Origin of the sequence: Gelidibacter gilvus (assembly GCF_004115975.1) — a bacterium.
Lineage (GTDB): Bacteria > Bacteroidota > Bacteroidia > Flavobacteriales > Flavobacteriaceae > Gelidibacter > Gelidibacter gilvus.
Map to the genome: position 1 here is coordinate 669019 of NZ_SDDZ01000001.1, position 25869 is coordinate 694887.

General features: G+C 37.5%; 16 protein-coding genes. 7 read left to right on the plus strand and 9 right to left on the minus strand.

Features of this window, described 5'->3' with window-relative positions:
* Window positions 1-348: 348 nt before the first annotated feature.
* The 6 genes from ESZ48_RS02875 to ESZ48_RS02900 all read right to left on the minus strand — a co-directional run bounded on the left by ESZ48_RS02875 (window position 349) and on the right by ESZ48_RS02900 (window position 8949).
* On the minus strand, window positions 349-1377 hold the full coding sequence (locus tag ESZ48_RS02875; protein WP_129015787.1) for a helix-turn-helix domain-containing protein: 1029 nt from the start codon (window positions 1375-1377) through the stop codon (window positions 349-351).
* 527 nt (window positions 1378-1904) lie between these two features.
* Window positions 1905-3695 (minus strand): CHASE3 domain-containing protein, encoded by a 1791-nt coding sequence (locus tag ESZ48_RS02880; RefSeq protein WP_129015788.1) that lies wholly within the window; start codon window positions 3693-3695, stop codon window positions 1905-1907.
* Between the two features lie 2 nt (window positions 3696-3697).
* On the minus strand, window positions 3698-4144 hold the full coding sequence (locus tag ESZ48_RS02885; RefSeq protein WP_129015789.1) for a response regulator: 447 nt from the start codon (window positions 4142-4144) through the stop codon (window positions 3698-3700).
* A gap of 11 nt (window positions 4145-4155) precedes the next feature.
* A complete protein-coding gene (locus ESZ48_RS02890; protein WP_129015790.1) occupies window positions 4156-4719 on the minus strand; it encodes a helix-turn-helix domain-containing protein in 564 nt (187 codons plus the stop codon).
* A gap of 187 nt (window positions 4720-4906) precedes the next feature.
* Window positions 4907-8494 (minus strand): PAS domain-containing sensor histidine kinase, encoded by a 3588-nt coding sequence (locus ESZ48_RS02895; RefSeq protein WP_129015791.1) that lies wholly within the window; start codon window positions 8492-8494, stop codon window positions 4907-4909.
* A gap of 8 nt (window positions 8495-8502) precedes the next feature.
* On the minus strand, window positions 8503-8949 hold the full coding sequence (locus ESZ48_RS02900; protein ID WP_129015792.1) for a response regulator: 447 nt from the start codon (window positions 8947-8949) through the stop codon (window positions 8503-8505).
* Between the two features lie 536 nt (window positions 8950-9485).
* On the opposite strand from ESZ48_RS02900, the gene ESZ48_RS02905 reads away from it, so the two are divergent.
* From ESZ48_RS02905 to ESZ48_RS02920, 4 genes are all read left to right on the plus strand, one after another.
* The gene (locus ESZ48_RS02905; RefSeq protein ID WP_129015793.1) at window positions 9486-10292 is read left to right on the plus strand and encodes a helix-turn-helix domain-containing protein; all 807 of its coding nucleotides are present in this window, start codon (window positions 9486-9488) and stop codon (window positions 10290-10292) included.
* A gap of 171 nt (window positions 10293-10463) precedes the next feature.
* The gene (locus ESZ48_RS02910) at window positions 10464-11315 is read left to right on the plus strand and encodes an OmpA family protein (RefSeq protein WP_190246181.1); all 852 of its coding nucleotides are present in this window, start codon (window positions 10464-10466) and stop codon (window positions 11313-11315) included.
* A gap of 115 nt (window positions 11316-11430) precedes the next feature.
* Window positions 11431-11985, plus strand: coding sequence for a LemA family protein (locus ESZ48_RS02915; RefSeq protein WP_129015795.1), 555 nt, complete (start codon window positions 11431-11433; stop codon window positions 11983-11985).
* An 86-nt stretch (window positions 11986-12071) separates the two neighbouring features.
* Entirely contained in the window at window positions 12072-13769 is a 1698-nt protein-coding gene (locus ESZ48_RS02920; protein ID WP_129015796.1) for a DUF2207 domain-containing protein, read from the plus strand.
* A 93-nt stretch (window positions 13770-13862) separates the two neighbouring features.
* Here ESZ48_RS02920 and ESZ48_RS02925 read toward each other — a convergent pair whose 3' ends face one another.
* Window positions 13863-14336, minus strand: coding sequence for a ferritin-like domain-containing protein (locus ESZ48_RS02925; protein ID WP_129015797.1), 474 nt, complete (start codon window positions 14334-14336; stop codon window positions 13863-13865).
* Window positions 14337-15178: 842 nt separating this feature from the next.
* On the opposite strand from ESZ48_RS02925, the gene ESZ48_RS02930 reads away from it, so the two are divergent.
* The 3 genes from ESZ48_RS02930 to ESZ48_RS02940 all read left to right on the plus strand — a co-directional run bounded on the left by ESZ48_RS02930 (window position 15179) and on the right by ESZ48_RS02940 (window position 21369).
* Window positions 15179-18166, plus strand: coding sequence for a T9SS type A sorting domain-containing protein (locus tag ESZ48_RS02930; protein ID WP_129015798.1), 2988 nt, complete (start codon window positions 15179-15181; stop codon window positions 18164-18166).
* A gap of 500 nt (window positions 18167-18666) precedes the next feature.
* Window positions 18667-19971 carry a M16 family metallopeptidase gene (locus ESZ48_RS02935; protein ID WP_223266337.1) on the plus strand — a complete coding sequence of 435 codons (1305 nt, stop codon included), beginning with the start codon at window positions 18667-18669 and terminating at the stop codon, window positions 19969-19971.
* A gap of 12 nt (window positions 19972-19983) precedes the next feature.
* Window positions 19984-21369: a M16 family metallopeptidase gene (locus ESZ48_RS02940; RefSeq protein WP_129015800.1), complete on the plus strand. Its 1386-nt coding sequence runs from the start codon at window positions 19984-19986 to the stop codon at window positions 21367-21369.
* A 79-nt stretch (window positions 21370-21448) separates the two neighbouring features.
* Here the strand turns inward: ESZ48_RS02940 and ESZ48_RS02945 are convergent, their stop codons facing one another.
* The gene (locus ESZ48_RS02945; protein WP_129015801.1) at window positions 21449-24673 is read right to left on the minus strand and encodes a CHAT domain-containing protein; all 3225 of its coding nucleotides are present in this window, start codon (window positions 24671-24673) and stop codon (window positions 21449-21451) included.
* 458 nt (window positions 24674-25131) lie between these two features.
* Complete coding sequence (locus ESZ48_RS02950; protein WP_190246182.1) at window positions 25132-25866, minus strand: tetratricopeptide repeat protein; 735 nt, start codon at window positions 25864-25866, stop codon at window positions 25132-25134.
* Window positions 25867-25869 lie beyond the last annotated feature (3 nt).

Consider the following 25869-nt stretch of genomic DNA (forward strand, 5'->3'; position numbering starts at 1 on the left):
TGTTAATAGGGACATTCCAAATAGTAAACTCTGATCTCTAGGGAGTTGAAGTGTTGAATAAAGTTTAAGCGATTGTGATGCAGAATTGAGTTTAAAGTAGAAGACTCTACCTTGACTGTTGATTATCCAAATAAATAAAATCAAGGAGTCTGTTTCAAGAAATATGATATAAGGTAAGATCTCTCCGTGGTCATGTAGGAGTCTGATAAATAATTTGGCAAGCGCACAAAGAGAGCTTTCTTTTATAAAAAATCAACTTTCAAAAGATAATAAAAATAAAAAAGCCCTGATTTTCATCAGAGCTCTCTTGAATTAAGTACAAAAATCCCTTGAAGTACATAATATATATTATGCTGAAACAGCTAACTTATTTTTTTTGTAATCGCTTGGTGTACAGTCAAAACGTTCCTTGAAGATTTTCGAGAAATAGCTTCTGCTTGTAAATCCAACACTGTACACAATTTCTGAAATATTCAAGTCGGTATTGATGATCAGGTCTTCAGACTTGGTCAATCGCACAGAACGAATATATTCGCAAACCGTCAAGTCGTGTTGAAACTTAAAACCTTCTTGCAACTTGGCAGCAGACAAACCAACGCGATCGCTCAAGTTTTCTACTTTATGGTCTAAGTCAGGGAACTCATTGATATATTCGGTGAGTTCTGCAATAGCTTTTATTTCCATTTTGGTTAAGGAGGTTGGCTCCATCTCCAAGTTGGCGATATCCTTATTATAGTGCTCTATTTCAAGCGCCAAAATGACGTTGACAATACCCTTGGTCAATAATTTTCTAACCAAACCTTCTTGTTGAATGCTTTGTAATTGTTTGATACTTTCGGCTATTTTAAGGTTATAAGAACCCACGTATACATAGTCGTCCGTTTTATCGGCAATAAAAGCTTCTTTTAAACTGGTGCTCCATAAAGAGTCCTGGCTTACTTGTGTGTTGACCGAAATGAGAGTGGCCACAGTTTCAACATCCTTTTCTATAAGAATGATGTTTTGACCAGAGATGATATTGGCGACAATACTCGTCTGGAAGGCATCAATAGCGTTCGTATGATTGTTGTCAGTGTCCTCTTCTGTATTCTTATGGAACGAATGGGATATTTTTCCTTTTGAGCAATACATGAAATTGACATGAGTTGCAAGGAGTGCGTCAATAGTGATCTCTATGCGCTCACTAGCGACGATATTAAATTCAAGTACAGATAGCCCGTCTTCCAATAGGATGGAACGGATGCTTCCGGTTGCAAAGTTATTTTTGATGTCAAGTTTATACTCGGTTGTACTTTTTGCTAACGTACCACCAATTTTACTTTGAAGTGTATCGAAAAAAGAATTAAGATCGTTTACTTTGGATGCAATTGTTATCATGGCGTGTTGTTTTTCTGGTTAATTAATACGGTGTTTAGATTCTACTTTTGACTCTGATTCGTGTCCAATACTCTTATGCGAGCATTTGTCGTAGAAAGAATGTTTTTAGGAAAAACCCGTGCTACTCTAGCATATTGTTTTTCTTGTTGTTCTGGATTGGTTTTCATAGGGTTTTGGTTTTTTAAGGTTGTTTTTATATATCTGATTTTACTTTTTTTCCAAAAATCCTGCTACTCCTAATAGAACAGCGGTTAATAATAAAAAATGAATCGAAGGTTTTAGTGCATACACAAAGTAACTTACTGCCCATGCAACTATCATGAGAATTGATACCGTGTAAAAAATCGTTTTCATTGTGAAATCATGATTCATCTTTTTACCTTCTTTTCTTCATTACAAAGATGGACCAACATACCGTATACTTTCTTACAGCATTTTCAGAATTGATTATAGAATTCCCATAAAAGCATGAAAAATCAGCCTATATGGATCATAAATGGCTTGAAATTTAGGAAGTTAGGAAGTTGTTAGGATGTAATTGGAAGGTAAACTGTAAAAGTGGCGCCTTGGTTTAGATGGCTTTCTGCTATTATATACCCCTGATGGTTTTCAACAATTTTCTTGCAAATGGAGAGTCCAATGCCTGTGCCTGAGTATTCGTTTTTGTTGTGCAGTCGGCTAAACAGGGTGAAAATTTGCTCTGCATATTCTTGGTCAAATCCAATCCCGTTGTCTTTGACCGTAATGGTATGGTAGCGGTTGTGTTTGGAGAATTTCACCTTAGGTAGATCGCTTATATCGGTTTGGGAATAACTTATGGTTATGACCGGCGCAACATTCTCACGACTATATTTTAGAGAATTGCTCATCAAATTTAGAAAGAGTTGTTTGATCTGAAATGGGATGACTTTCATAGAAGGAATAGAATCTGATGAGATCCGTGCTCTTTTATCCGATATGATTTCTGCCAAATCATGTTTGGCGGTCTCCAATAAGATGTTGAGGTTGGAATCTTCAAAAGCTTCTTCCGATTTATTCGTCCTTGAAAATTGGAGTAAGTCGTCTATTAAGGAGCGCATCCTCCCAGAAGATGATTTGATCCGCTGGATATATACTTTTCCATTACTGGATAAATTATCTTGTTCTTTCTCTTCCAACCTTGATATAAAAGTTTGGATCTTTCGGAGTGGTTCTTGCAAATCGTGGCTGGCAACATAGTTAAATGAGGCCAACTCTTTATTATTTCGTTCCAATTCAAGGTTTCTTTCTTCAATCAAACGGTAATTTACAATTTCGTCGGTAATGTCTGCTGTAGTTCCCAATAGCTTTTTGTGGCCATCGGAATCTATTAAAACTTTCCCATAAGCCTTAAAATGTTTGATGGTACCATTCTTCTGGATGATGCGATAATGTATGAAAGGCAAATCTTCGTTCTCCATCATTTTGTTGACTTGTTCCATGAGTTTGTCCAAATCATCAGGATGCGTAAAGGCTATAAAATTTTCAAGTGTAGGTTCAAAAGATTGCGGTTCTTCACCTAATAATCGGTAGAGGTTGTCTGAATACTCAAAGGTATTGTCCTCAATATGCCAAATCCAATTGCCATGTTTACTGATAATTTCAGATTGTGTGGTGGATTCCTTAAAAGTTTCTAAAAGCTCATTCTTTTCCTTTAAAATTTTTAAATTCTTGCTTATTTGAAGGTAGGTGAGGAGCAGAATTAAGAGTGAGATTATTAAAATATAATAGACAAACATAGGAGCATTTGAAAGGCTCCTTGAACTTCTTGCTTTTTTGGAACCCAACAATTCATTCTCATGAGTGGTCATTTCTAGCACTTTAAATCGCACACTGTTCATGGTTTGTCTACCTTCTCTAAAAGCCGAAATAAACTCAGCCGATTCTACCTCATTATTTTGGGCAAGTTGTAGGGTTTTTTCAAAAATCTTTAAACTATTATCAATTTTGAGTTCTAATTCGGCAATGTTTTCTTGATGCTCGGGTTGGTCTTTAGTAAGGTCCTTCAAGCGTTTTAAACTATTATCCAACTCAGATCCGCTCACCAATAAAGGTTCTAAAAACGTAGAGTCTTTAGAAATAATATACGCGCGTTTTCCGCTCTCAGCATCTTTTAGAGCCGAGAGTAACTTCTCCAGTTCAATATGTAATTGATAAGCGTCCTGAACCTCATCAAAAGATTCTGAGAGTTCCTTAACATATTTGTACGCAAAACCTCCCATGACCAAAACAATGAACAAACTCAAACCGAAAATGATTTTTAAGAAGCGTTCAGAATTATAAAGAGATTTGAGAAGCATGTTTATAAGCGTAATAAAAAATTATCTTTATTTAACCCACTGGTGTGGTATTGCCAATTCATGGTGACCACATCGGCCAGAATTTTCTTTAGAATCTTGAAGTCGTTAGGTTTTTTGATGTAAATATTGGCGCCATTTACAAAAGTATCCTCGATATCCTCTTCAGAGGCGGAGGTAGAATATATGGCAATGGATAAGTTTTTAAACCTTGGGTTCATTTTAATCTCTTTCAAACATTCTAACCCTGATTTCATGGGCATGTTCAAATCTAAAAAAAGAATGTTTGGTAAAATTGAATCGGATTGATTTAGGGCGTTCATGAGTTCAATACCATCCTTATAGACGTCCACTTTGGTCTGCATCTTCAATTCTTCAAAGGCATCTGTAAAAAATAGGCGATCATCTTCATCATCATCTGCCAATACTACATAAGTGTATTCTTCCCGCATAGTGTTAATAATTAATTCTTATTGGAACTTAACTCTCTTCTTTTAGCAATAATTCTTTGAAAGGTGGTGGGCGTAATGCCGGTTGTGTTTTTAAATTGGGTACTTAAATGTGCAACACTAGAATATTGTAATCTATAGGCAATTTCCGTTAAGGATAAGTCAGTATTGATCATCAGCGATTTTGCATGTTCAATCCTTTGAAGGATGATAAAGTTTTCAACGGAGGTGTACGTAACTTCCGAAAACAGATTTGAAAGGTAGCCATAGCTATGGCCTAATTTTTCCGATAGATAAACCGAACTTTTCACATTCATGGTCTCGTTGGCATTCAATACCATATCTATAATGGTGTCTTTTATTTTCTGCACCAAAATCACCTTTTGATTCTCTATTTTTTCAATGCCATAATCTTTAAGAATGGCGTTAAATGCTTTCATCTTATCATCAGGGACTTCTTCTAAAAACTCGATCTCGCCAAAATTCAACATCCGGTACTTAATACCAAGTCCGGTCAGTTTCTCTTCAATGACCTTGGTACAGATGCGCTTAAAATCAAATTTAATAAAGATTTTCATATCGTGCGAAATTGATTGCGAATGTAAAAAATATTTTTAAATTTAAACACCATCTTTCCCTACTAAAACCTACTCCTATTAAGAGTTTGTGGGCGCTGTCGAATTTAAACATATTTTAGGTTTTTAAAATGTTCTCTTTATCTCAAAAGCCAAATATGATACTCTAATACCCGTTTCTAAATACAGGTTATTCAGCAGGCAGATAGATGTCAAACCTAGCGCCTTCATTTAACTTTCCTTTTGCGAAAATATAGCCCTCGTGATTTTCAATGATTCGTTTAACGATGGCAAGGCCAATACCCGTTCCAGAATATTCGTCCTTACTGTGAAGGCGTTGAAATACCTCAAATATTTTCTCGTTGTAGTCGGGTTCAAAACCAATGCCGTTATCTAAATAGCTGATATGATAAAAATGGTCGTAATCTGTTAATGAACCGACGGCCAGATTACTCGCTTCTACTTTTTCGCAATTAATTTCTATGATTACAGGATGATCTGTTTTGCCGAATTTCATGGAATTGCTGATCAAGTTATGCATGATTTGTTTGAACTGTACAGGAATAGCCTGAAGTGTACAGACGTTATGAAGTTTAAGAGTCACATGATTTTCCTCAAATTCTTCACTTAAGGTTTCTTTTACATCTTCAATAATTTCTGAAAGATCAACAGCTTCAAATGTTAGTTCTTGAACGCCGGTTCTGGAATAGGCGATTAAATCTTGAATTAGATTCTGCATCCTATAGGCCGACTTCTGCATCCGATTGAAGTATTTCTTGGCATTATCCGATAGCGATTCATATTCGGTTTCTAGAATACGGGATGAAAAAGTTTGGATTTTCCGTAAAGGTTCCTGTAAATCGTGGCTGGAGATATAAACAAAGGACTGCAATTCCTTATTTATTTTTTCAAGATCTATATTCTTTTCTTTTAATTCGTTCGTTCGTAAGTGCACCATATTTTCCAACTCCGTGGTAAACATTTTTTGCTCTTGGATGTCGGTACTTGATCCCACCCACATTTTTATGTTCCCGTCGGGATCCTTTTGTGGGATGGCACGGCTTAACTGCCAACGGAATTCGCCAGTATGCTTTTTAAAACGATGTTCAATCAAAAAATCCTTACCGGTACGGACCGCTTTTGACCACTGTCTGATATTTTTTTTCCAGTCGTCTGGATGCACTATCTGGATCCATCCCTCTGTATTTATTTGTTCAGGAGTCAGTCCTGAATAATCATAAACATATTGATTAAAATAGTTGAGATTGCCCTCCGGATCTGAGGTCCAAACATGCTGTGGCATAGAGTCGGCCAAAAGCCGGAACTTTTCTTCCCGCTCCAATAATTGTTGTTGAAAAGTCCGTTCTTCAGTAATCTCCCTGACCGTTCCAAGCATGCGGTAAGGTTGCTTCTTGTCGTCATAAAACAGTTTGCCTTTGGCATCTATCCAATGTAGAGATTGGTCTTTCCAGACTACTCTTGATTGATAATGAAGAACGCCATCTACATAAGCCTTTGCAAAGGCTTTTTTCCTTATGATAAGATCCTCTGGATGGAGATGGGCAATAATATCTTTATGGGTCAATTGTGTTTTTTCAGGAAAGCCTAAAATCTCATAGCAACGGTTAGAGGCGACAATTTCGCCAGATTTTAAATTGACATCATAAACGCCAAGTTCACTGGCTTCAATTATAAGTTTTAGTTTTTCTTCGTTTTCCTCTATCAAATGTTTAGCCTTTACAGTAGCCGTGACATCTGTAGCGACTACCATAACTCCAGAGATGGTATTATTTTCTTTTAATGGGTGGTAAACAAAATTGTAATAGCCCGTTTCTGTCATACCATATCGGTTGATACGAATTGGGAATTCGAATCCGTGGAATGGATTTCCGGTTTTGTAGATTTCGGCAATGATTGGTGCGATCGTTTCTTTGGCTTCAGGTAGGGTCTCAAAAAGCGGTTTCCCTACAAATTGATCTTCCGTTCGGTCTATTAATTGTAAGTAATTTTCATTTGCCATTTCTATTATATTTTCTGGTCCTCGGAAAATGACAATACCTAAGGGCGCCTGCATAACAGTATCACGGAATCTTTTTTCGCTTTCTTCTACTTTTTGTTTGGCTTCATTGAGTTCGGTCACATTGGCAGCTGTATTCATTACAGAATGTACATGACCAGAGGCATCAAGCAATGGCGTAAAATTGTAATTGTAATAAAAAACATGCAATTCGCCGTTTATTTCGATTTCAATTCTCTGGTTTTTGGCTTGAAAGGGAATGCCGGTTGCTAAAACACTACGGATCTGATCAAATATATGTTGGCTTCCAAATTCTGGAAGGATATCGGAATACAACTTTCCTACCACATCATGTCCTTTTCCCCAAGCTTCCATAATGGATTGATTGGCAAGCGATATCCGCATCTCTTCGCCTGCAAAAACTCCAATAGGAAAGGGCGCGCTGTTAACCAAGGCGCGCATATTTTGCTCACTCTCTTCTACCTTTTTCCGTGCTTCCACCTGCGGCGTCACATCAACGCCAATAGCCATTATCCCATTAATTTTCCCTTCACTATCATAAAGTGCTTCAAATGAAAAATTAATATAAAACATTTGCAATTCCCCATTTGTTGAAAATGTTACCGGCATTTCAGGAGTTGAAAAACGATTTCCGGTTTTCGCCACATCATCAACAAAGTTTTTGATGCCTTGTGACAAAAGTTCTGGCATGGCTTCAAAAATGGGTTTATTTAAGATCTGTTCTTTTGTTCTTCCCCAAATTTCTAGCGCTAGTTTATTGGCAATTTCCACGCGATAGTCAACACCTCTCATTATAGCTATGGCAACAGGAGCTTGAAGAATCATGAGTCGAAGCAGTCTTTCGCTTTCTTCAATTTTTTTTCTTTCCAATACCCTATTGGTAATGTCTTCCAGAGTGCCGGTCAATCTATAGGCAACTTTTTCTTCGTTAAACCATGCTCTGCCCTTAGCATGAACAATAATGGGTTTACTTGAATTGGGACTTAAAATGCCGTACTCTATGTCGTAACTATCGGAAGACGGATCTTTCAAGACTTTGGCAATGGCCTTGATGACGCGTTCCTTATCTTCTTCTACGATAAGATCAAGAGCGTGGTTGAGTTGAATTTGTTCTGCTTGAGGTAAGCCAAACCACGTTTTTAACCTTGTATTGGCAGAGAATTTATTGGTTGCAGGGTTATAATCAAAAGTGCCTAGTTGAACGGAGTTTATAACAAATTCCAGTTCGTTTTTGTTCTCTCTTAAAGCGTCTTCAGCTTTCTTTTTTTTGGTTGTTTCTATGATGGTCACCAAAATACCGCCCACTTCGCCATTAGACATTCTTATTGGGCTGTATGCAAAATCAAAATAACAGATTTCAATCTGCCCGTTTCGGTTCAATGGCAACATAAAATCTGAAAAACCTATCGGTTTTCCTTCCATGACGCCATCAAACATTGGTTCTACCGTATCCCAAATTTCTGAGAAGGATTCCTTTGTGCTGCTCCCTAAAGCTTGAGGATGTTTGTTGTCACCTAAAATTGGACAATAGACGTCGTTATAAATTTGGGTATAGTCCTTGCCCCATGCTATGTACATCCCAAAAGGATTGTTGAGCATAACACTTACCATAGTTTTTAAACTCTCTGGCCAGGTTTCTGGGTCGCCTAAGGGCGTTTGACGCCAGTCTTTGGCTCTTATGAATTTACCCATTTCGCCACCACCTTCCAGAAAATGATATGTTGAACTGTTAATAGACATGCTTTAACTTAAGGTTGAATAATAAAATTATCTCTCGAACGTGGTTGAATTGTTGTTGTACCAAATAGCGCCACTACTTTTTTAATGACACTTTTTATACTTCCAAACTCTGCTGGCTTTTGAATGTAATGATGAGCGCCCAATTCGTATAAATCATTGACAACGGTATGGTCAAGAGAAGTAGAGTAGATAATAATAGGAATATGTGATAAGACATTGGAAGCTTTAATTTCTGCGATACATTCCATGCCCGATTTTTTTGGCATATTAAGATCCAGAAAAATCACGTTTGGCTGGGAATCGGGATCGTTTACTAAAAATTTCATGAGTTCCACCCCGTTATTTAATATGGTGAGCTCACAAACACCTGAGATTTCATCTATGGCATCCTTAAAAAAATCACAGTCGTCAATATCATCATCTGCAAGTAAGAGGTGTAGTTTTGTGTTTTCCATTTTATTAATATTCGAGCAAAATTGTTTTAAAAATCGTGTGGTTTTTTTGGTTTAAGAACTTACTATTTTTTAAAAACAATAGATTTTGGTGTGCGTATTAAAACTGAAAAGTTACTTGTAAAAATAAGACAGCACCAACGTCCGATGAAACATCCTACCTGCGGTCAATATGCAGATGTGGAAACATTACAATATTTATTTATGAAGCACTAAAGTAGTAATTAATTTGGTATTGTGAGCTGAGATTGATTTTCGTGTATTTTTAATTTATATGATGCTACGTAATAACTATATAACAGCCTAATCGGTCTTATTACCTTGAGTCGGGTTTAGATTACTTCATTGATTTGTCAGAATAGTGAAAGATTAGAAGGGGTTTCAAGTTCTTGGAAGATAAAACAAAGCGTAAATGGACCTATCAAAGTACTTTATCAATGGTATATAATTTTATGTTCACAATTTTGAATTTGAGTTCGTGACTTTGTTAAATGAGGCGGAATTTATGTTATTTTTAATCCACAATATAAGGTAGTGAGATGATTAGCATAAATAATGTTGATGGTGATAAAAACAGCGATTGGCTAATTAGGCGCTATGAATCTTATCAGTTTTGTGGTCCGTCGGTATCTGATAAATTTATTCCCCGTCCGTATATCTATCTTATGTTTCATTTTAAAGACCGGCCTTTCATAACTCAAGATCTACCTATACAATTAGAATCACTATTTGTGGCGCCCATTGTTCCTGCAGCGTTCACACTGACCTTTCAGGGAGAGATGGATAGCTTGGCAGTAGCTTGCAATGCTACAGTATTTTCGCGGGTTTTTGAGGTCGATTTGTCACCCGTTTCCAAGCGAAGTATAAATTTGCCACAACCTAGCTTTTATCAGCTATGGCAAACGCTTGCAGATTTGACCACCACCGATGAGCGCATTGCTTATTTCTCGGAGTTTATTAATGCAGTACAAAAGAGCTGTTATTGTCCAGATGCCGTGGACATGCTCTACAATAAAATTGTCGAAAAGAGCATTACAACGCCGTTAAAGACAATTATACAAGAGTGCCATGCCAGTAAAAGTACGTTGCTCCGAAAATTTGTCAAACGTACAGGCGTGAGTCCAAAAACCCTCGCCAGAATTGTTCGATTAGATTATTTATGGGCAAAAATAAGAGATGAGCATGCCGTGGATTATCAAAGCTTGGTGTTTGATGGCAATTATTACGATCAGTCCCATTTCATAAACGACTTCAAGGCCATTGTTGGTGAAACTCCAGGTTATTTTTTTAATCGTAATCTCAGTATTGTGAAACTATTTTCAGGGAAGACAACGGAAAATAATTGAGACTTTTTTCCAATCAAAGAAATTCTGTCTAGTATAACTTCATGCCTTAATAAAAATCATTTCAGCCTAATGTGCTTAGTGGCATCCGATTTCCTTTTCCTTTCATGACAATAATTTTGGAGGATTTGGAGAACTAGCGAAATGGAATTTCAAATCCTAAAAAATAACACCATGAAAAATTTGAGATTAAAATTGAGCATTCTGATTGTAATGGCCTGTGTTACAAATCCTCTTTTTGCTCAGGAAATGGACGCCGAGGGGTGTAAAGACCATCCGTTTTTCAATCGCCTTGAAAACTATTATATCGACGGCTGTAAAGAGAATTATAATGAATATGAGTTCATGATGGGCAATGACAAAACCCAAACCTTGGAAGGCAATCTCATTGATATTCTTTACACTTATGATGGCCCTTTCGGTCCGAATTTACCGAGCAAATTACAGGTCATCAGAAACTACGAAAATGCGGTTGCCAAAATGGGTGGGAAGAAAGTGTATTCAAGAACTACCGATGATGGTGGTTGGACGGGCGCGACATTTCATCTCCAAAAGGATGGCACCCAATATTGGTTGGGAATTTACAATTTAATCAATAATCCGGTGGACCAGTTTACTTTAGTTCTTCTGACCATTGAAGGAATGACGCAGGAAATTACAGCCAATGAAATGTTTGAAAAAATAGATTCTGGCCTTCCGTTGGCACTTTATGTTCATTTTGAAACTGGAAAATCCACCATAAAAAGCGAATCTGAACCTATAGTTGAAGCGCTTTACCAAATGATGTATGAGAACCCAACACTCCATATTTTAGTGGAAGGCCATACGGACAATGTGGGCAACAAAACTTCCAATCAGACCTTGTCAGAACAACGCGCTACAAGTTTAAAATCGGCTTTAGTGAATAAGGGCATCGCTCCGGATAAAATTAAAACTGTTGGCTTTGGACAGGACCAACCACTTGAGGACAACAGTACCGATGATGGAAAAGCAAAAAACAGGCGTATCGAAATTAAAAAGATATAAATCCACTGGCCGGAATTTTATAAGAAATATTATTAGCAAAATTACTATATTAGTGTCCTGTAAATGAACGAATTTTCTGTTTTAAAATGGATTTTCCGTTAAAAACCACCTGTTTATGATTGGATATATAGTTTTGGGCGTTATTGTCCTACTTGTTTTTTTAATGGTTTCAGTGTTCAACAACTTTGCCAAAAACCGAAATGTGGTAAAGGATGCGTGGGGCAATATTGATGTGGCCCTGAAGCGCCGCTACGATTTGATCCCGAATCTTGTGGAAACAGTAAAAGGCTATGCCACACACGAAAAAGAAACCTTGGAAAGGGTCATTCAAGCACGTAATGCGGCCATGCAAGTTCCGGATGGCGATATCAATGCTCAGATAAAGGCAGAAAACCAACTGCAACAAACGTTGCGCAGTATTTTTGCGCTTAGTGAAGCTTATCCCGATTTAAAGGCAAACGCCGGCTTTCTCGATTTGCAGAACAAACTCAACGAGATTGAAGAAAATCTTGAACGTAGTCGCCGTTATTATAACGGAACGGTCCGCGAGAACAATACCTATGGCGAAAGTCTTCCAGGTGCTTTGTTTGCTAGTGTCCTCAAATACCAACATTTCGACTTTTTTGAAGCCGATGCCGCTAGCCGTGAAAACGTGAAAGTGAGTTTTTAGCAACTTAATTATCTTTGAATCCCCGCGGCATTTCCTTATGCTAATTTTTGAAGCGCACCATTTCTGCCTTCTTTAGACCTGTGTCAATGAAACAGCTATTCGTCTTATTTCTCGCTTTTCTAAGCCTAAATTTTGGGTATGGCCAAGATTTTACGGTCAATCATTATACGGTGGATATCACCATCCATGAAGAAGGCTATTTTGATGTGATAGAAAAATACGATTTGACTTTCGAAATGCCAAAACACGGGATTTATAGGGACATCCAAACCAAGTATGATCTTTTGACTGAAGCTGGCAACCAAGACATCCGAAAGATTGAAATTAGTGATGTTGCCGTGCCTGATCATAAGTTTAAAACACCCTTCGGATTTGAACAGAAGTTGACGGGAACTTATCAAATAAAAATTGGAGATGCTGACAACACTGTTATGGGACCGCAACAGTATGAAATCAGATACCGTGTGCACAACGCTTTTCTATATGAAACCGATGGAGTCAAATTCTATTGGAACTTAAAACCTAGCGATTGGCAAACTACTTTTAATACTATTGAATTTAAGATCCATTTACCATCTTCAGTTGCGGTAGGCTCAGAGGATGTGTTTGTATATTCCGGTGCGGTAGGAGAAACTGCACCGAGTCAGGAAATTGAAATTACTGTAGCAAATAACCAAGTAGAAGGCAGAAGCAAACCTAACTTTAATTCCTATCAAGGGCAAAGTGTGACCATCTTAATAAATTTGCCACCAAATTCCATTGCAGAAATTAAACCGTTATGGCCTTTTTGGACGGATTATGGTTGGGTATTTGTGTTGGCGGTGCTGCTTGGAGGTTTTTATATGACTTGGTTGCGATTTGGAAAGGATGATAAAGTGATCAGCATCACCAGTTATTTTCCACCAGCCGGCATGGATCCTGCCATGGCTGGATTCTTGATCAATGATGCCGATGATATTTCCGATCTAATTTCCTTGATTCCCTATTGGGGTTCCAAAGGGATCTTAAGAATTGAGGAGATTCCAAAAAAAGGCTGGTTTTCATCTGCGGATACCAAATTAATTGCTTTAAAACCTTTGCCCGACGACGCTTCCAGCTATGAAAAGACCATTTTTGAGGGGCTGTTTGGTAGGTCCATCATTCCAGATACTACGGAAGTTCTCATCAGTAGTTTAAAAAATAAATTCTATACCACCATGAGCAGTGCGCGCGGTACATTAAAAAAAGCCGCCAAACCATATTATGATTCACAGGCCAGAAAGGTTCAGATTGTTACCTATGTAATGCTTGTTTTATTGGCTCTGGCCTTGGCGCCTCTGTTGTTATTTGTTTGGGGCTTTGTGGCCATGTTTGCAGTTGTTATATTAACGGTGTTCTTATTCTTTATGAACAAGCATATGATAAAAAAGAATGCCAAGGGGAATACTGTATTTTCTGAATTGAAAGGTTTTAAACAATTCATAAAAGTAGCCGAGCTTAATAAATTAAAAATGCTGATTGCGGAAGACCCTTCCTATTTTGAAACGACTATGGGATATGCACTGGCCTTTGGACTGTTTGATAAATGGGCCAATAAGTTTGATGCGTTAAATATACCACCACCACAATGGTATAGTTCAACCTCTACAATGCCTTTGACCATGAACAGTTTTTCCAATTCATTTGCAAATACGATGTCATCGGCAAAATCGACCATGGTGAGTTCACCAAGCAGTAGTGGCTCTTCTGGAGGTGGAGGTTCATCGGGAGGTGGATTTGGCGGTGGCGGTGGCGGTAGCTGGTAAGTAGGTATGATTATTTAAAACTGTATTAGAAAGCATGAAAAAACCCCCTAAAAAGGAGGTTTCTCAAATATGATGTTCTATTTCAATTTACAATTACGCAATATCTTCAAGCGTTTTTACGCGATTGAGCGTGCCTTGTATATCATCTAATTGTGACTGCAATACACTTTGCACCTTAGGTAACAAAGGTTTGTCTTTTATCGCATCGACATATTCATCAACACTCGCTTTTTCGCCACGAATCACTTCTTCCAAAACAGCTTCATCGTCATTCCCGGCTAGAGAGCTTTTAATGTCAATCCATGCACGGTGTAAAGTTCCGGTGACACTGCCACTTTCTTTAGGAGTTTCACCTAAATCGCGCAACTCTTTGTCAATTGCCGTAGCAAAGGTGCTTCGTTGCAAGGCTTGTTGTTTTAAAAAGTTTTTTAATGCTGGATTTTTAGCATCCTGCATCGCTTTTTTATAGCCTTTTTCGGCGTCGTAATTCTTTTCTATGATACCTTGTAAAACATTGACGGTATCTTTATGTGTTTGTTCTCTAGCTTCTTCTAATGAGGTTTTCATGAGTTTATAATTTTTAAGTTCATCACTAAATTACAAAGATCAGAACCTAAATTATCTTAAAGAAATCTTATTTGGGATAGGATTAACATTGAGGTTTTGTTTTCTTAAAGAATGTTAAAGCACCCTTTAAAATATCCAATTGAATGGTTTTTTGGAAGCTCGTAGATGATTTATTTAATTATTCATTAGGCCATTAAACATTCAAGTATGGTACAGAGCGAGCGCAAACAAGGGCATAGTCATGACAATTTTTAAAAATGAAAAATGATTTCAATACGTCCTAAATATTAACGTTTTTAAGCTTTCCCGATGTGCTAAAAGTTAACCTCATAATGCTATTAATCAGCTAGGGAAATTTAGGGTTTATTAGTGAAACCCATATTCCAAAAGCCGGAGGCGCATTGGAATATGCTGGTTGAACTAATCCCGCATTCGTGCGTGATCTAAACCCATGTTCCAAAAGCCGGAGACGCATTGGAATATGCTGGTTGAACTAATCCCGCATTCGTGCGGGATCTAAACCCCTGTCTGCCGCCAGGCAGGCAGAACCCAAAATCGGAGCGCATTGGGTTTTGATGATCGGCTCAAAATTTCATGAATTTCCTACCGACTACTTCTGATTGTTGGAATCTGAGGGTTTTTCTGCTAATAAGTGGATACCTCTAAGTTCATTTCCCAACGACGAGGTTTTATAATAAAGCAAAATGTTTTTAGCTCGTAACGAGTCGTTTGTCTGACGAATATAAATATTTTTTGTTTTGTTAAACTATTTTCGAAAAAAGGATGCTCACATTTAAAAATTCCTCCGATGTATTTTTTTAACCATATAAAAGCTATTAATCATGAGACAAATCTTACTAATTTTCTCACTGTTCTGTGCCTCGTACATGACAGTGAATGCGCAAACCAACACCTGGACCGGTGCTGGAGCTAATGCCAATTGGAATACTGTTGGCAACTGGAGTTCGGGAGCGGTACCAACGGTTGCCAATGATGTTGTGATTCCTACTGGGAAAACAGTTATTATTAATGTTGCCGCGTCCGTAAAGTCCATTGTGGTGCAAGGAACCTCAACCATTACCATCAGCAATAATTTAAGTTTTACGAATGCGTCATCATTTAGTGCCAATACAACCGTTAATTGGAATAACAGTTCACTCACTGGTGGTGGCACGTTAACCAATAATGGAACAGTTAATTTAACAACAGGTAGCGTCAGATATATTTCAGGAGCTACAACTATTATTAATAACGGATTGTTTACCATGCCAAATGGTGGCTATTTGCGTATATATGACAAAGCAGTTTTTAACAACGCGTCAAATGGTGTTTTTGATATCCAATCGGATGCTGTAATTGATAATAATGGAAGTGGGCATAATTTTAATAACCAAGGTTTATTGAAAAAATCAAGTGGTGATGGTATCGCTTACATTGATTGCTCATTAAGCAATTCAGGAACGATTGCGGTTGAAAGTGGCAATATAAATATGAGATCACTTGCCAAGACCTTCAATGGCGGAACTTATAATGTGACGGCAGGAAATTTTTTGTCGTTTAATTCACAAATCAACGTTAGTGGCACACTCACTGGCGCCCTCAATGGATCTCTCTATTGGGCTGGCAATGTTTCTGTTGCTAATACTGCTGAATTTAATTTTACTGGAAGTACACAGGTACAATGGGCAAATAGCAGTCTTGTAGGTGGCGGTGTTTTGACCAATGCCAGTAAAATAAGTTTGGTCACTGGTAGTGTACGCTATATTTCTGGAGGCACCAGATTAAACAACACAGGACTAATTACGATGCCTGACTCTGGTTATTTGAGACTTTATGATACCTCGATTTTGAACAATCAGTCTACCGGCATTTTTGATTTACAATCAGATGCTGTAATTGATAATAATGGATCTCAAGCTCATAATTTTAATAACCAAGGCTTATTGAAGAAATCAAATGGAGCTGCAATAGCATACATAGACTGTTTTTTAAGTAATACAGGAACCATAACTGTTGAAAGTGGCAATTTAAATATGAGATCACTAACTAAGACTTTCAATGGCGGTACTTATAATGTAACGGCAGGAAAATTTTTATCATTTAATTCACAAATTAATGTCAGCGGTACACTTAAGGGCTTACTTAACGGTGCTCTCTATTGGGCTGGCAATGTATCTGTAGCTGATGCCGCAACCTTTAACTTTACCGGAACCTCACAGGTACAATGGGCAAACAGCAGTCTTTTAGGTCGTGGTGTTTTGACCAATATGAGTAAAATAGGTTTAGTTACTGGTGCTGTGCGCTATATTTCTGATGGCACCAGATTAAACAATACAGGTGTGATTTCGATGCCTGATCAAGGTTATTTGAGACTTTATGATACCTCCGTTTTGAACAATCAAGTTGGAGGTGTTTTCGATTTACAATCAGATGCTGTAATTGATAATAATGGATCTCAAGCTCATAATTTTAATAACCAAGGCTTGTTGAAAAAATCAAAAGGAACTGCAGTAGCGTACATAGACTGTTATTTAAGCAATTCAGGAACCATAACTGTTGAAAGTGGCAATTTAAATATGAGATCACTTGCCAAAACCTTCAATGGTGGAACTTATAATGTAACAACTGGAAATTTTTTGTCATTTAATTCACAAATCAATGTTAGCGGTACACTCAAAGGTTTACTTAACGGATCTCTCTATTGGGCGGGCAATGTTTCTGTTCCAACTGATGCAACTTTTAGTTTTACTGGCACCACTCAGGTGCAATGGGCAAATAGCAGTCTTATAGATGGCGGAACTTTGACCAATGCCAGTAAAATAAGTTTGGTCACTGGTGGTGTACACTATATTTCAGGAGACACTAAATTGAACAACACTGGAATCATAACGATGCCTGAAAGTGGTTACCTGAGGTTTTATGATACCTCCGTTTTGAACAATCAGGTTGGAGGTGTTTTCGATTTACAATCAGATGCTGTAATTGATAATAATGGTTCTAGAGCTCATAATTTTAATAATTTAGGTTTACTTAAGAAATCGGGAGGAACCGGCACCGCCCACATTGATAGTTATTTGAGTAATTCAGGAACAATAAGCGCAGATAGCGGTAACCTAAATTTGAGATCGCTTGCCAAAACCAATACCGTAGATGGTATTATCAAAGGTATAGCAACTATCACGCTACCACCTCCTGCCAATTTCACCAATGATGGTACGTTTGCACCTGGTGGCTCTCCGGGAACATTGACTGCAGTGGGAACCTATAAATCATCAGCTACTTCTATATTGGATGTTGAGTTGAACGGTCTTGTACAAGGGACAGAATATGACCTTTTGGCCATTACCGGAACCAATGTTATTTTTAATGGACGTGTTAACGTGACCTTGAATTTTGCACCAACTGTGAATGCTGAATTTATTGTGGCCACAACCTCTGGTACAATTAGCACCTGCAATTTAGCGACGACAACTTCAACGGAATTTGACGGTAGGCTTTATACTTTTAATGTGTCCTGTAGAAATGGTAAACAAGTTGTTCTTAGATTACAAAGTGTGGTTTTAGGAATAGATGATTTTGAGTTGGCGGAATCAAGTATAAAATTATACCCAAACCCAGTTAGAAATTTATTGACTATTAAGAACACCAACAATTTAGAACTAGAAAGTGGTCAAATCATAGATTTCACAGGAAAAGTGATTACCACTTATGATCTTAAAAACATGGGAATCACCAAAGAGATTTCATTGGAAAATTATGCCAGTGGCATGTACTTCTTGAAAATAAATGGTGCCAATGGTGCCATTACCAAACGTATTGTCAAAGAATAATAAGATAAGGTTAGTTTTAGTTTTTTTATTAAGGCCATCAATTTAGGTTGGTGGCTTTTTTTTATGCTGACATTTTTTATACTTAACGATGATATAGTAATAAGCCAGAGGCTATTAGTTCAGGGGATTGTTTTTTGGTTTATTGTTGAGAGAGTCATTAGAAATAATGGCTCTTTTATATTGAAGCTATTCAAAATATGCGATCATAACGCGTATTGACAATTGTTTAGGTCGATTTTTTAAAAGGTGTTGCCTCTAAGAATTTTCCATCCTTAAATGCGACAAAATCAATGCAAACAAATTGTGGTCTGAAAAAATAGAGTTAACTTTAACTGTTGTAAAGATGCCTATTTTCGACATTTTGAAGTGTTATAAATATGTTTAATTATGGCACTATTATTAAAATGAAACAGAGCACAATTTAATATTGCGTTCTGATTAAATTTTGTTTACCAACCTAAAAAAGGTCTCATAAATCCGCGCTAATTCCTATGAAAAAAATGATTTTTTTATTCCTTCTGGCTGCTTTTCAATTAGGCAACGCCCAAATGAAGGTAGATGATGTTAAAACTTTTGTCCTGGAAAATGGAATGAAGTTTTTGGTTGTTGAGGATTTTTCCATTCCAAATGCAAATATGTACTTGTTCTACAAAGTTGGCAGCCGTAACGAATATCAAGGCATAACTGGATTGTCACATTTTTTTGAACATATGATGTTTAATGGCGCCAAAAAATACGGTCCAAAAATGTTCGATCAAACCATGGAATTCAACGGGGGTTCTAATAATGCGTATACGACCCAAAATGTAACGGTCTATACCAATTGGTTTCCTGCCTCCGCAGCGGAGGTAATGTTCGATCTAGAAAGTGATCGAATTGCTGATTTGAGTATAGAACCTTCCATGGTTGAAAGTGAACGTGGCGTTGTATTGAGTGAGCGCAGAACGGGCCTTGAGAATTCTCCCTGGAGACAACTCTCCGAAAGCGTTCAGGCGACCGCTTTTAAGGAACATCCTTATCACTGGTCGGTGATTGGCTATGAGGATGATATGAAGAATTGGACGCAAAGTGATTTGGAACGCTATTTTAAAACCTATTACGCTCCCAACAATTGTGTAGTGATAGTTTCTGGAGCGCTTAAGTTTGAGACTGTAAAAGCATTGGCCGAAAAATACATGGCGCCCATTCCGTCACAGCCAGAGCCACCTAAAGTACATAGCGTTGAGCCGCCACAAACGGGAGAACGGAGAATAACCGAACAGAGAGAAGTGGCCACGCCTTATCTTATGGTTTCCTACCATACCCCTGAAACGCAGCATGAGGATTATTATGCCCTCAACATGTTGAGCTCTGTTCTGGGCAGTGGACAATCTTCCCGATTATATTCGGAATTGGTGGATAAAAAACAATTGGCCACACAGGTTTTTACATCCTTTGGAACTTCATTTGATCCTAATTTGTTTTCCATTGGTGCCGTTGCAAATAAAAATGTTGACGAATCCGATTTGGAAAATGCTATCTACATGGAAATCGATAAGATAAAAACTGATGGAATCACTGAAAATGAACTTCAGAAGATCAAGAATCAGAAATTGATGGAATTTTATAACCAAGTGGAAACAATCAACGGAAAATCCAATACGTTGGGGACTTATGAACTCTTTTTTGGAGATTATAAAAAAATGTTCAGTGCGCCCGAAAACTATAACAAGGTCACGGTAAAAGACGTTCAAGAGGTGGCAAAAAAATATTTTTCGAAAAGCAACAGAACGGTGGGAGTTTTAAAATCAAACGTTGAAAATTAAGGTAGAAATCAGATGAAAAAAGTAATCTTAGTTATAATGGTCATGCTGGTAACTCCGGCAATTATAGTGGCACAGTCATTTCAATTGCCGGAATACACCACATTTACTTTGCCCAATGGTTTGGTAGTGAACTTAATGGAGCAGAAGGAGGTTCCTGTAATTGCCGTTAACATCATACTTCCAGCGGGAGCCATCTACGATGGCGAGAAAGCGGGATTGGCTTCTCTTACTGCCGATGCTCTTAAATTGGGAACCAAGAATTACACCAAAACCCAACTGGATCAAGCATTGGATTTTGTTGGTGCCAACCTAAATACCTTTGCACAAAAAGAATATGCTTCTTTATATGCAAAGTTTGCTGCAAAGGATAAGGAAACCATCCTCAATCTTGTTAAGGAAATACTGCTCTATCCTACCTTCGATGAGACCGAATTTGAGAAGGAAAAAAACCGTGCACTTGTTGCGATCGACAGACAGAAAGAAAGTCCGAGAAGTATTATTCCATCTTATTTTGATTTCTTGATTTATGGAAATCACGTTTATGGGAATATTCCCCAAGGGACTGCAGCAAGTTTAGGGGCGTTAAAAACTTCGGATTTAAAAGCTTTCTACAATGCCAATTATATTCCGAATGGCTCAGCGATGAGTATCGTAGGAGATTTTTCAAGCAAGGAAATGAAGGCCATGATTACCAAATTGTTTTCAGAATGGAAAAAATCTTCAAGCGATAAAGACAATTTGGCTTCAAAACCATTGCCAAAGATTTCTGAGTCTAAAGTATTGCTGGTTAACAAAGACGATGCAAAAGAATCAACATTCTATATAGGATCTCAAGGTATTAACAGAAACAATCCAGAGTTTGTGGATATTTCAATTATCAACACCTTATTTGGCGGTCGATTTACCTCCATGTTAAATGATGAATTAAGGGTGAACTCCGGATTGACCTACGGGGCAAGAAGCAGTTTTGAGCCTTTGAAATACGGCGGCTCTTTTGCCATTTCAACCTTTACGGCCAATGAAACCACCGAAGCTGCATTGGATAAAGCCTTTGAAGTTTTAAACACCCTGCATAGCAAAGGTTTAGATGAGCAGTCTTTAGCATCTGCCAAAAATTATGTCAAAGGGCAGTTTCCTCCAAAATATGAAACGGTCAGTCAACTTTCAGGCTTGCTTGGCGAAATGTTTTGGTATGATTTAGATAAGTCCTACATCAATAATTTTCAAAAAAAGGTGGATGTACTCGATCTTAAAAAAGCCAATGAAATTATTGAGACCTACTTTCCTAAAGACCATCTACAGCTAGTCATCATAGGAAAAGCCTCGGAAATAAAGGCAATTGCTGAAAAATACGGAAAGGTTATTGAAACTGAAATCAATACCTATCCCCAAATGTAATTTTTGAATTCTATTTTCCCGAACGAATAGCAATGCAGTATTTTAGATAAGAGGAGATGAACAAGGTGAAGTCAGTTCTTTATCTTCTTGATTTCCTTCTTAAGAAATAGATTATTGCAAGAATCATTAATGTCAAAAGAATCCAAACAAGATAATTTGGAGAAGAAGCGAGTTCAATAGGTGTTGTATCCCCAATAAGCACCAATCCCGCCCAATATTGAGGATGCGCCGTGCGTCCTTCGGCAGTAGAAATATAATCGAGCTTAGCTTGTTGTAGCGCTTTATCTTTTGTCCAACCTTTTTTGAGATAATCATAAAAAGACTCAATAATCGTGGCGCTTGATTGTTCATCTATTTTCCAAAGGCTTGTCAATATGCTTTCACTTCCTGCATAATTGAAAGCGTGTGCCAAGGAGATCATGCCTTCTCCAGCTTGATAGCTAGGTTTTCCGGTTTCACAAGCGGTTAAAATGGCAAGGTTGGATTCTAAATCGGTATCGTATATTTCGTAACTATAAAGCGAATTGTCCTCAGCGTTTAAAGTGTCCAACGATTTTGCAAAAACCAATCGTGACAATTCAGGTGATAGGTTGTTGGATTCGGCATGGGTTCCGATATAGATGATCTTATGGTTTTTTGCGTGTTTTGTAAAACTGCGTTTTGAAGCCATGTCATTCACAAAGGAGCGCCCATTGAATTCTTTGGAATATTTCTTGGCTAAACTAATGCTGAAAGGTTGGGGCAATAATGATAAATAGGTATGATCTATAATCAAAGAGTCAGAAACGGTTTTTTTGTAGCCGCTTTTCATGGCATCGTTGAACTCTGGTGCAAACGCCACGAAGTTCTTTTCAAATGAACTGGACTCCTGTTTTTTATTTAGTAAAAGTAAACTATAGTTATAAGAAATAAAATGTTTTGATAACAAACTAGTGGTCGCAAGATCTTTAGGTTTTGTGATTTTTGAAGGTGTCAAGCTTTCAAAGCTCAAATTGAAAAGTACGCCATCGGGAATTATAACAACGTGCTCATTGGTCATTTTAGTTTCGAATGGAAACCAAAGCTGTTCGTAAAGTTTTGAAAGTAAAGTCGCTGTTGTGGCGAATTTAAGATTATTTTCACTTAAATCTGCGATATATTGCTCTATCCCTTCGGAATTCAGCTTAAATATTTTGATGTCGTTTTTATCGGCAACAAACGCGTAAAGTACGGTTTCGACATATAGATAACGTACTACAGTAGTATTGGCTGGAATGTTCTTTTGAAGTTCATTAAGAGGTTCCTCAATAGTGGCATAACGCATTTTGTAGTATTTTGGGTGCTGTTGCTTTAAAGAGTCCAAAAAATGTTTCCAGTTTGAATTGGAATCAAAAAATGCGGTCATATTTTCACTGTCTTCAAGAGAACTCGCCATGGTGTTTTTAAGTTGAATTTCACGTTCCAAAATGGTTTTAGGCACACCGCTGAAAGCAATATTGTTGCGAAGGTTCAGGCGTGAACGGATGCGATTATAAATTCCCGATTCGTGTAATTTCATCATCTGATTCAAATACTTCGGGTTTTGGGTGAGGTCGTATAATTTTAGATTCAGCTGTACCGCCAAGGAAGAAACCGATTGGTAGTTGGACACTAAAATGTTGATGTCTTCATATTTGTAAAGTGTGGTCTTACGCTGTTCGAGGATATCGGTTGCTTTATCCAAATTTTTGAGCTGTTGCTGCAAAAAGAGCGTATCCATCTGATCCCGTCGTTCGTATTCTGACTGTGCTTTTAAAAGAATCAATTGAGGTTTGTGGAATTCAATTTGAATGGAATCGGCTTTATTGGAGCGTTCATTTAAAAAATCATCTGCTTTTTGCACCCATTCTAGGGCTTTGTTATAATTCCGGATCTTATAATTGACCTCGGCCAAATTTAACAGCTGTTTGAATTCTGAAAAATTATCTTCCCCGCCATACTTTATTACATAATCATAAGCATTTGTGGCGATGGCAATGGCTTTTTCGGGTTCGCCGTTATCTGCTAAAAAGTAGGATTTATTTCGGAGAAAATTCAAGAATTCAATATCGTAGACATTGTTCAATGCTTTTTTGAAAAGAGGTTCACTTTCGGAATAATACGTATTGGCTAAAACCGTGTTGTTTTGTGCGCTATAAGCCTCAGCCAAGCCATGCAATCCGGCAGCTTTCCAATATGGATTGTCATCTTCTATCCTGTTCAACTGATTTAATCCTAGCTTGAGGCTCTCTATCGCCTTGTCATATTCACGCAGCGACATTTGCGATTGCCCAATTTGGATCCATGAAGACCCTAAGCTGGAGTCATTGGCTTCTACAATTTTCTTTCTCTTGTCATGAGCATAGATGAGAATGTCATTTGCCTTTTTTAAATCGCCTTGCTCATTATAGAAAACGGCAAGATTGGAGATTGCTCTTACTTGAAAACGTTTGGCTTTGGAGACCACATTTTCATCCGTATAATTCTGAATGACCTTTTCATAATTGGTGATGACTTCATTTTGAATGGCAACTGCTTCGGCCAAATTCCCTTGTGAATATTCCAATAAGGATAAATTTGATTTAATAACGGTTGCCAAGTAGGAATTATATAAGGGATTACCATCGGCAATTTCAATGGTTTTTAAGGCTTTTGTATAAAAATATTTGGCACTGTCCAATTTTGTTGACATCCACATGATGGCGCCAACGGCGTTGTAACCATCGGACAATTGCCCCTTGTTAGTTGCTTTGTACGATTCAAAGTTTTTTAGAGCACTTTTAAAATAGGTTTTGGCCTCACTGATATTACCCAAAGCCAGTAACGTGGCGCCTACATTATATTCAACTTTACCGATCTCCTCAGGGGTGGCGTCCTTTACTTTTAGAATGGCGGTATAAGCTGATTTGGTCAGCTCCAAGGATTTTGCATTATTGCCTATCTCATCGTAAAAGTTAGACAGACTTAAAAGCGATTTATAATGTGTTCTTTGGTTATTGGTAGATAGGAATATGGTATTCAAAAACGCATCTGCCTTGTTGGCAGCAGTGATTGAATTGGATTTCAGGAGTTCGATTCTCCCCACATAATAAGGATATTTATGTAAAGAGTCGTTGAGGTTTTTGTTTTGTAGATAATTTATTTGTGCGGTTAATGCTGAATCGGCTTTTTGAATGTGTTTATTCAACATAAACGAATCAATGACCTTGGTATTTAAGTGGTTTTTTTCTTGAGCAAAAGAAGGGGATTGAATGAAAAATAATGCCAAAAAAAAGGCATAAGTGATATAGCATAAGAAGTTCTTCATAATCAGGTTGGATTAATAAAAAGAAGTTTAACTACTGGGTTTTGCTATCATCAAAAAATAAAGATACTAAATTATATCTTTCATTTTCTTCTTTTTAATAGATTCTTCCGAGAGATCAAAAGGACGGCCATGAGCAAAATAGAAGCTAAAATCCAATAGATAAGATTCGGATAGATAGACATTGGAATGGATGGAGTAACCCTGCTTAAAACCAATCCCGGTTAATATTGGGGATTTGCAGTTAGGCTTCTGCATTAGAAATAAAATCCAATTCAGCGTGTTCTAATGCTTTGTCTTTAGCCCAAGCTTTTCGAGAAAACTGTATAAGGATTCAATTAACATGTCGCTTTATTGTGCAACTGTATAAGAGTTTTTATATTTTCCCACAATCAATATGAAGGATAAGCGTGCTTGATAGATAAACACAGGCGTTGATTTGTATAGTTTTTGCCATGGTCTCATTTTAAGTCTTTTAAAATTTCCTGACTTTTCTCGGATTTGCTTTTTTGAAATTCTTGGATCGCTGCTTCCGTTCTATCCGATTTTAAATAAGCCAATCCTAAATAATAAAGCGCATCTTCCAAAAACACACTTTCTGAATTGGCTATGGTTTTATTCAAATAAGACACGGCTTCATCGGCGTTTTTATCTGCCAAATAAGCGACACCCAAGAAGTAATTGATGGTGTCATTACCAGGCGATTTTTTATCTAGTTTTTCCCATTTTGAGATGGCCTTTTTATAGTCGCCTTGTTTGTAGTTGACCATTCCATCATAAAACACGAAATTGTCTGAAGAACTCATCGTGGTTGGTAATCCTGGATCAGGTTTAAAGTGTTTACTGTAAAGCCTGTCATTGGTTGAACCATTGAGAAGCCAAAACATGCCCAAAGCAATAATGATCCCTGCTGCTATGGCTATTTTAGTGAAACTTAAAAAGCGTACTTTCGGCGTGGAGGTCTGAACAGAACGGTTTTCAGGAATTTCTTTATGAAACTCGTCCATTCGTTCTTTTAATGCTTGGGTTTCTATACCTAAGAGCGTTATTTTAATATCTTCAACTACTAATTTCAAATCAGCATCTTGGCTGAGCTGTTCTTCAAAGGCTATACGTTCTTCTTGCACCATTGATCCGTTATGATAACGTTCAATAGTTTCAAGTAATTCGGGGGTAATGTTGCTATTATTTTTCAATGT

Coding starts and splice junctions, on each gene's coding strand:
- ESZ48_RS02910 (WP_190246181.1), top strand. CDS start 10,464: ATGAAAAATTTGAGATTAAAATTGAGCATTCTGATTGTAATGGCCTGT.
- ESZ48_RS02895 (WP_129015791.1), bottom strand. CDS start 8,494: ATGTCTATTAACAGTTCAACATATCATTTTCTGGAAGGTGGTGGCGAA.
- ESZ48_RS02945 (WP_129015801.1), bottom strand. CDS start 24,673: ATGAAGAACTTCTTATGCTATATCACTTATGCCTTTTTTTTGGCATTA.
- ESZ48_RS02885 (WP_129015789.1), bottom strand. CDS start 4,144: ATGCGGGAAGAATACACTTATGTAGTATTGGCAGATGATGATGAAGAT.
- ESZ48_RS02880 (WP_129015788.1), bottom strand. CDS start 3,695: ATGCTTCTCAAATCTCTTTATAATTCTGAACGCTTCTTAAAAATCATT.
- ESZ48_RS02900 (WP_129015792.1), bottom strand. CDS start 8,949: ATGGAAAACACAAAACTACACCTCTTACTTGCAGATGATGATATTGAC.
- ESZ48_RS02890 (WP_129015790.1), bottom strand. CDS start 4,719: ATGAAAATCTTTATTAAATTTGATTTTAAGCGCATCTGTACCAAGGTC.
- ESZ48_RS02935 (WP_223266337.1), top strand. CDS start 18,667: ATGATTTTTTTATTCCTTCTGGCTGCTTTTCAATTAGGCAACGCCCAA.
- ESZ48_RS02940 (WP_129015800.1), top strand. CDS start 19,984: ATGAAAAAAGTAATCTTAGTTATAATGGTCATGCTGGTAACTCCGGCA.
- ESZ48_RS02920 (WP_129015796.1), top strand. CDS start 12,072: ATGAAACAGCTATTCGTCTTATTTCTCGCTTTTCTAAGCCTAAATTTT.
- ESZ48_RS02930 (WP_129015798.1), top strand. CDS start 15,179: ATGAGACAAATCTTACTAATTTTCTCACTGTTCTGTGCCTCGTACATG.
- ESZ48_RS02915 (WP_129015795.1), top strand. CDS start 11,431: ATGATTGGATATATAGTTTTGGGCGTTATTGTCCTACTTGTTTTTTTA.
- ESZ48_RS02925 (WP_129015797.1), bottom strand. CDS start 14,336: ATGAAAACCTCATTAGAAGAAGCTAGAGAACAAACACATAAAGATACC.
- ESZ48_RS02875 (WP_129015787.1), bottom strand. CDS start 1,377: ATGATAACAATTGCATCCAAAGTAAACGATCTTAATTCTTTTTTCGAT.
- ESZ48_RS02905 (WP_129015793.1), top strand. CDS start 9,486: ATGATTAGCATAAATAATGTTGATGGTGATAAAAACAGCGATTGGCTA.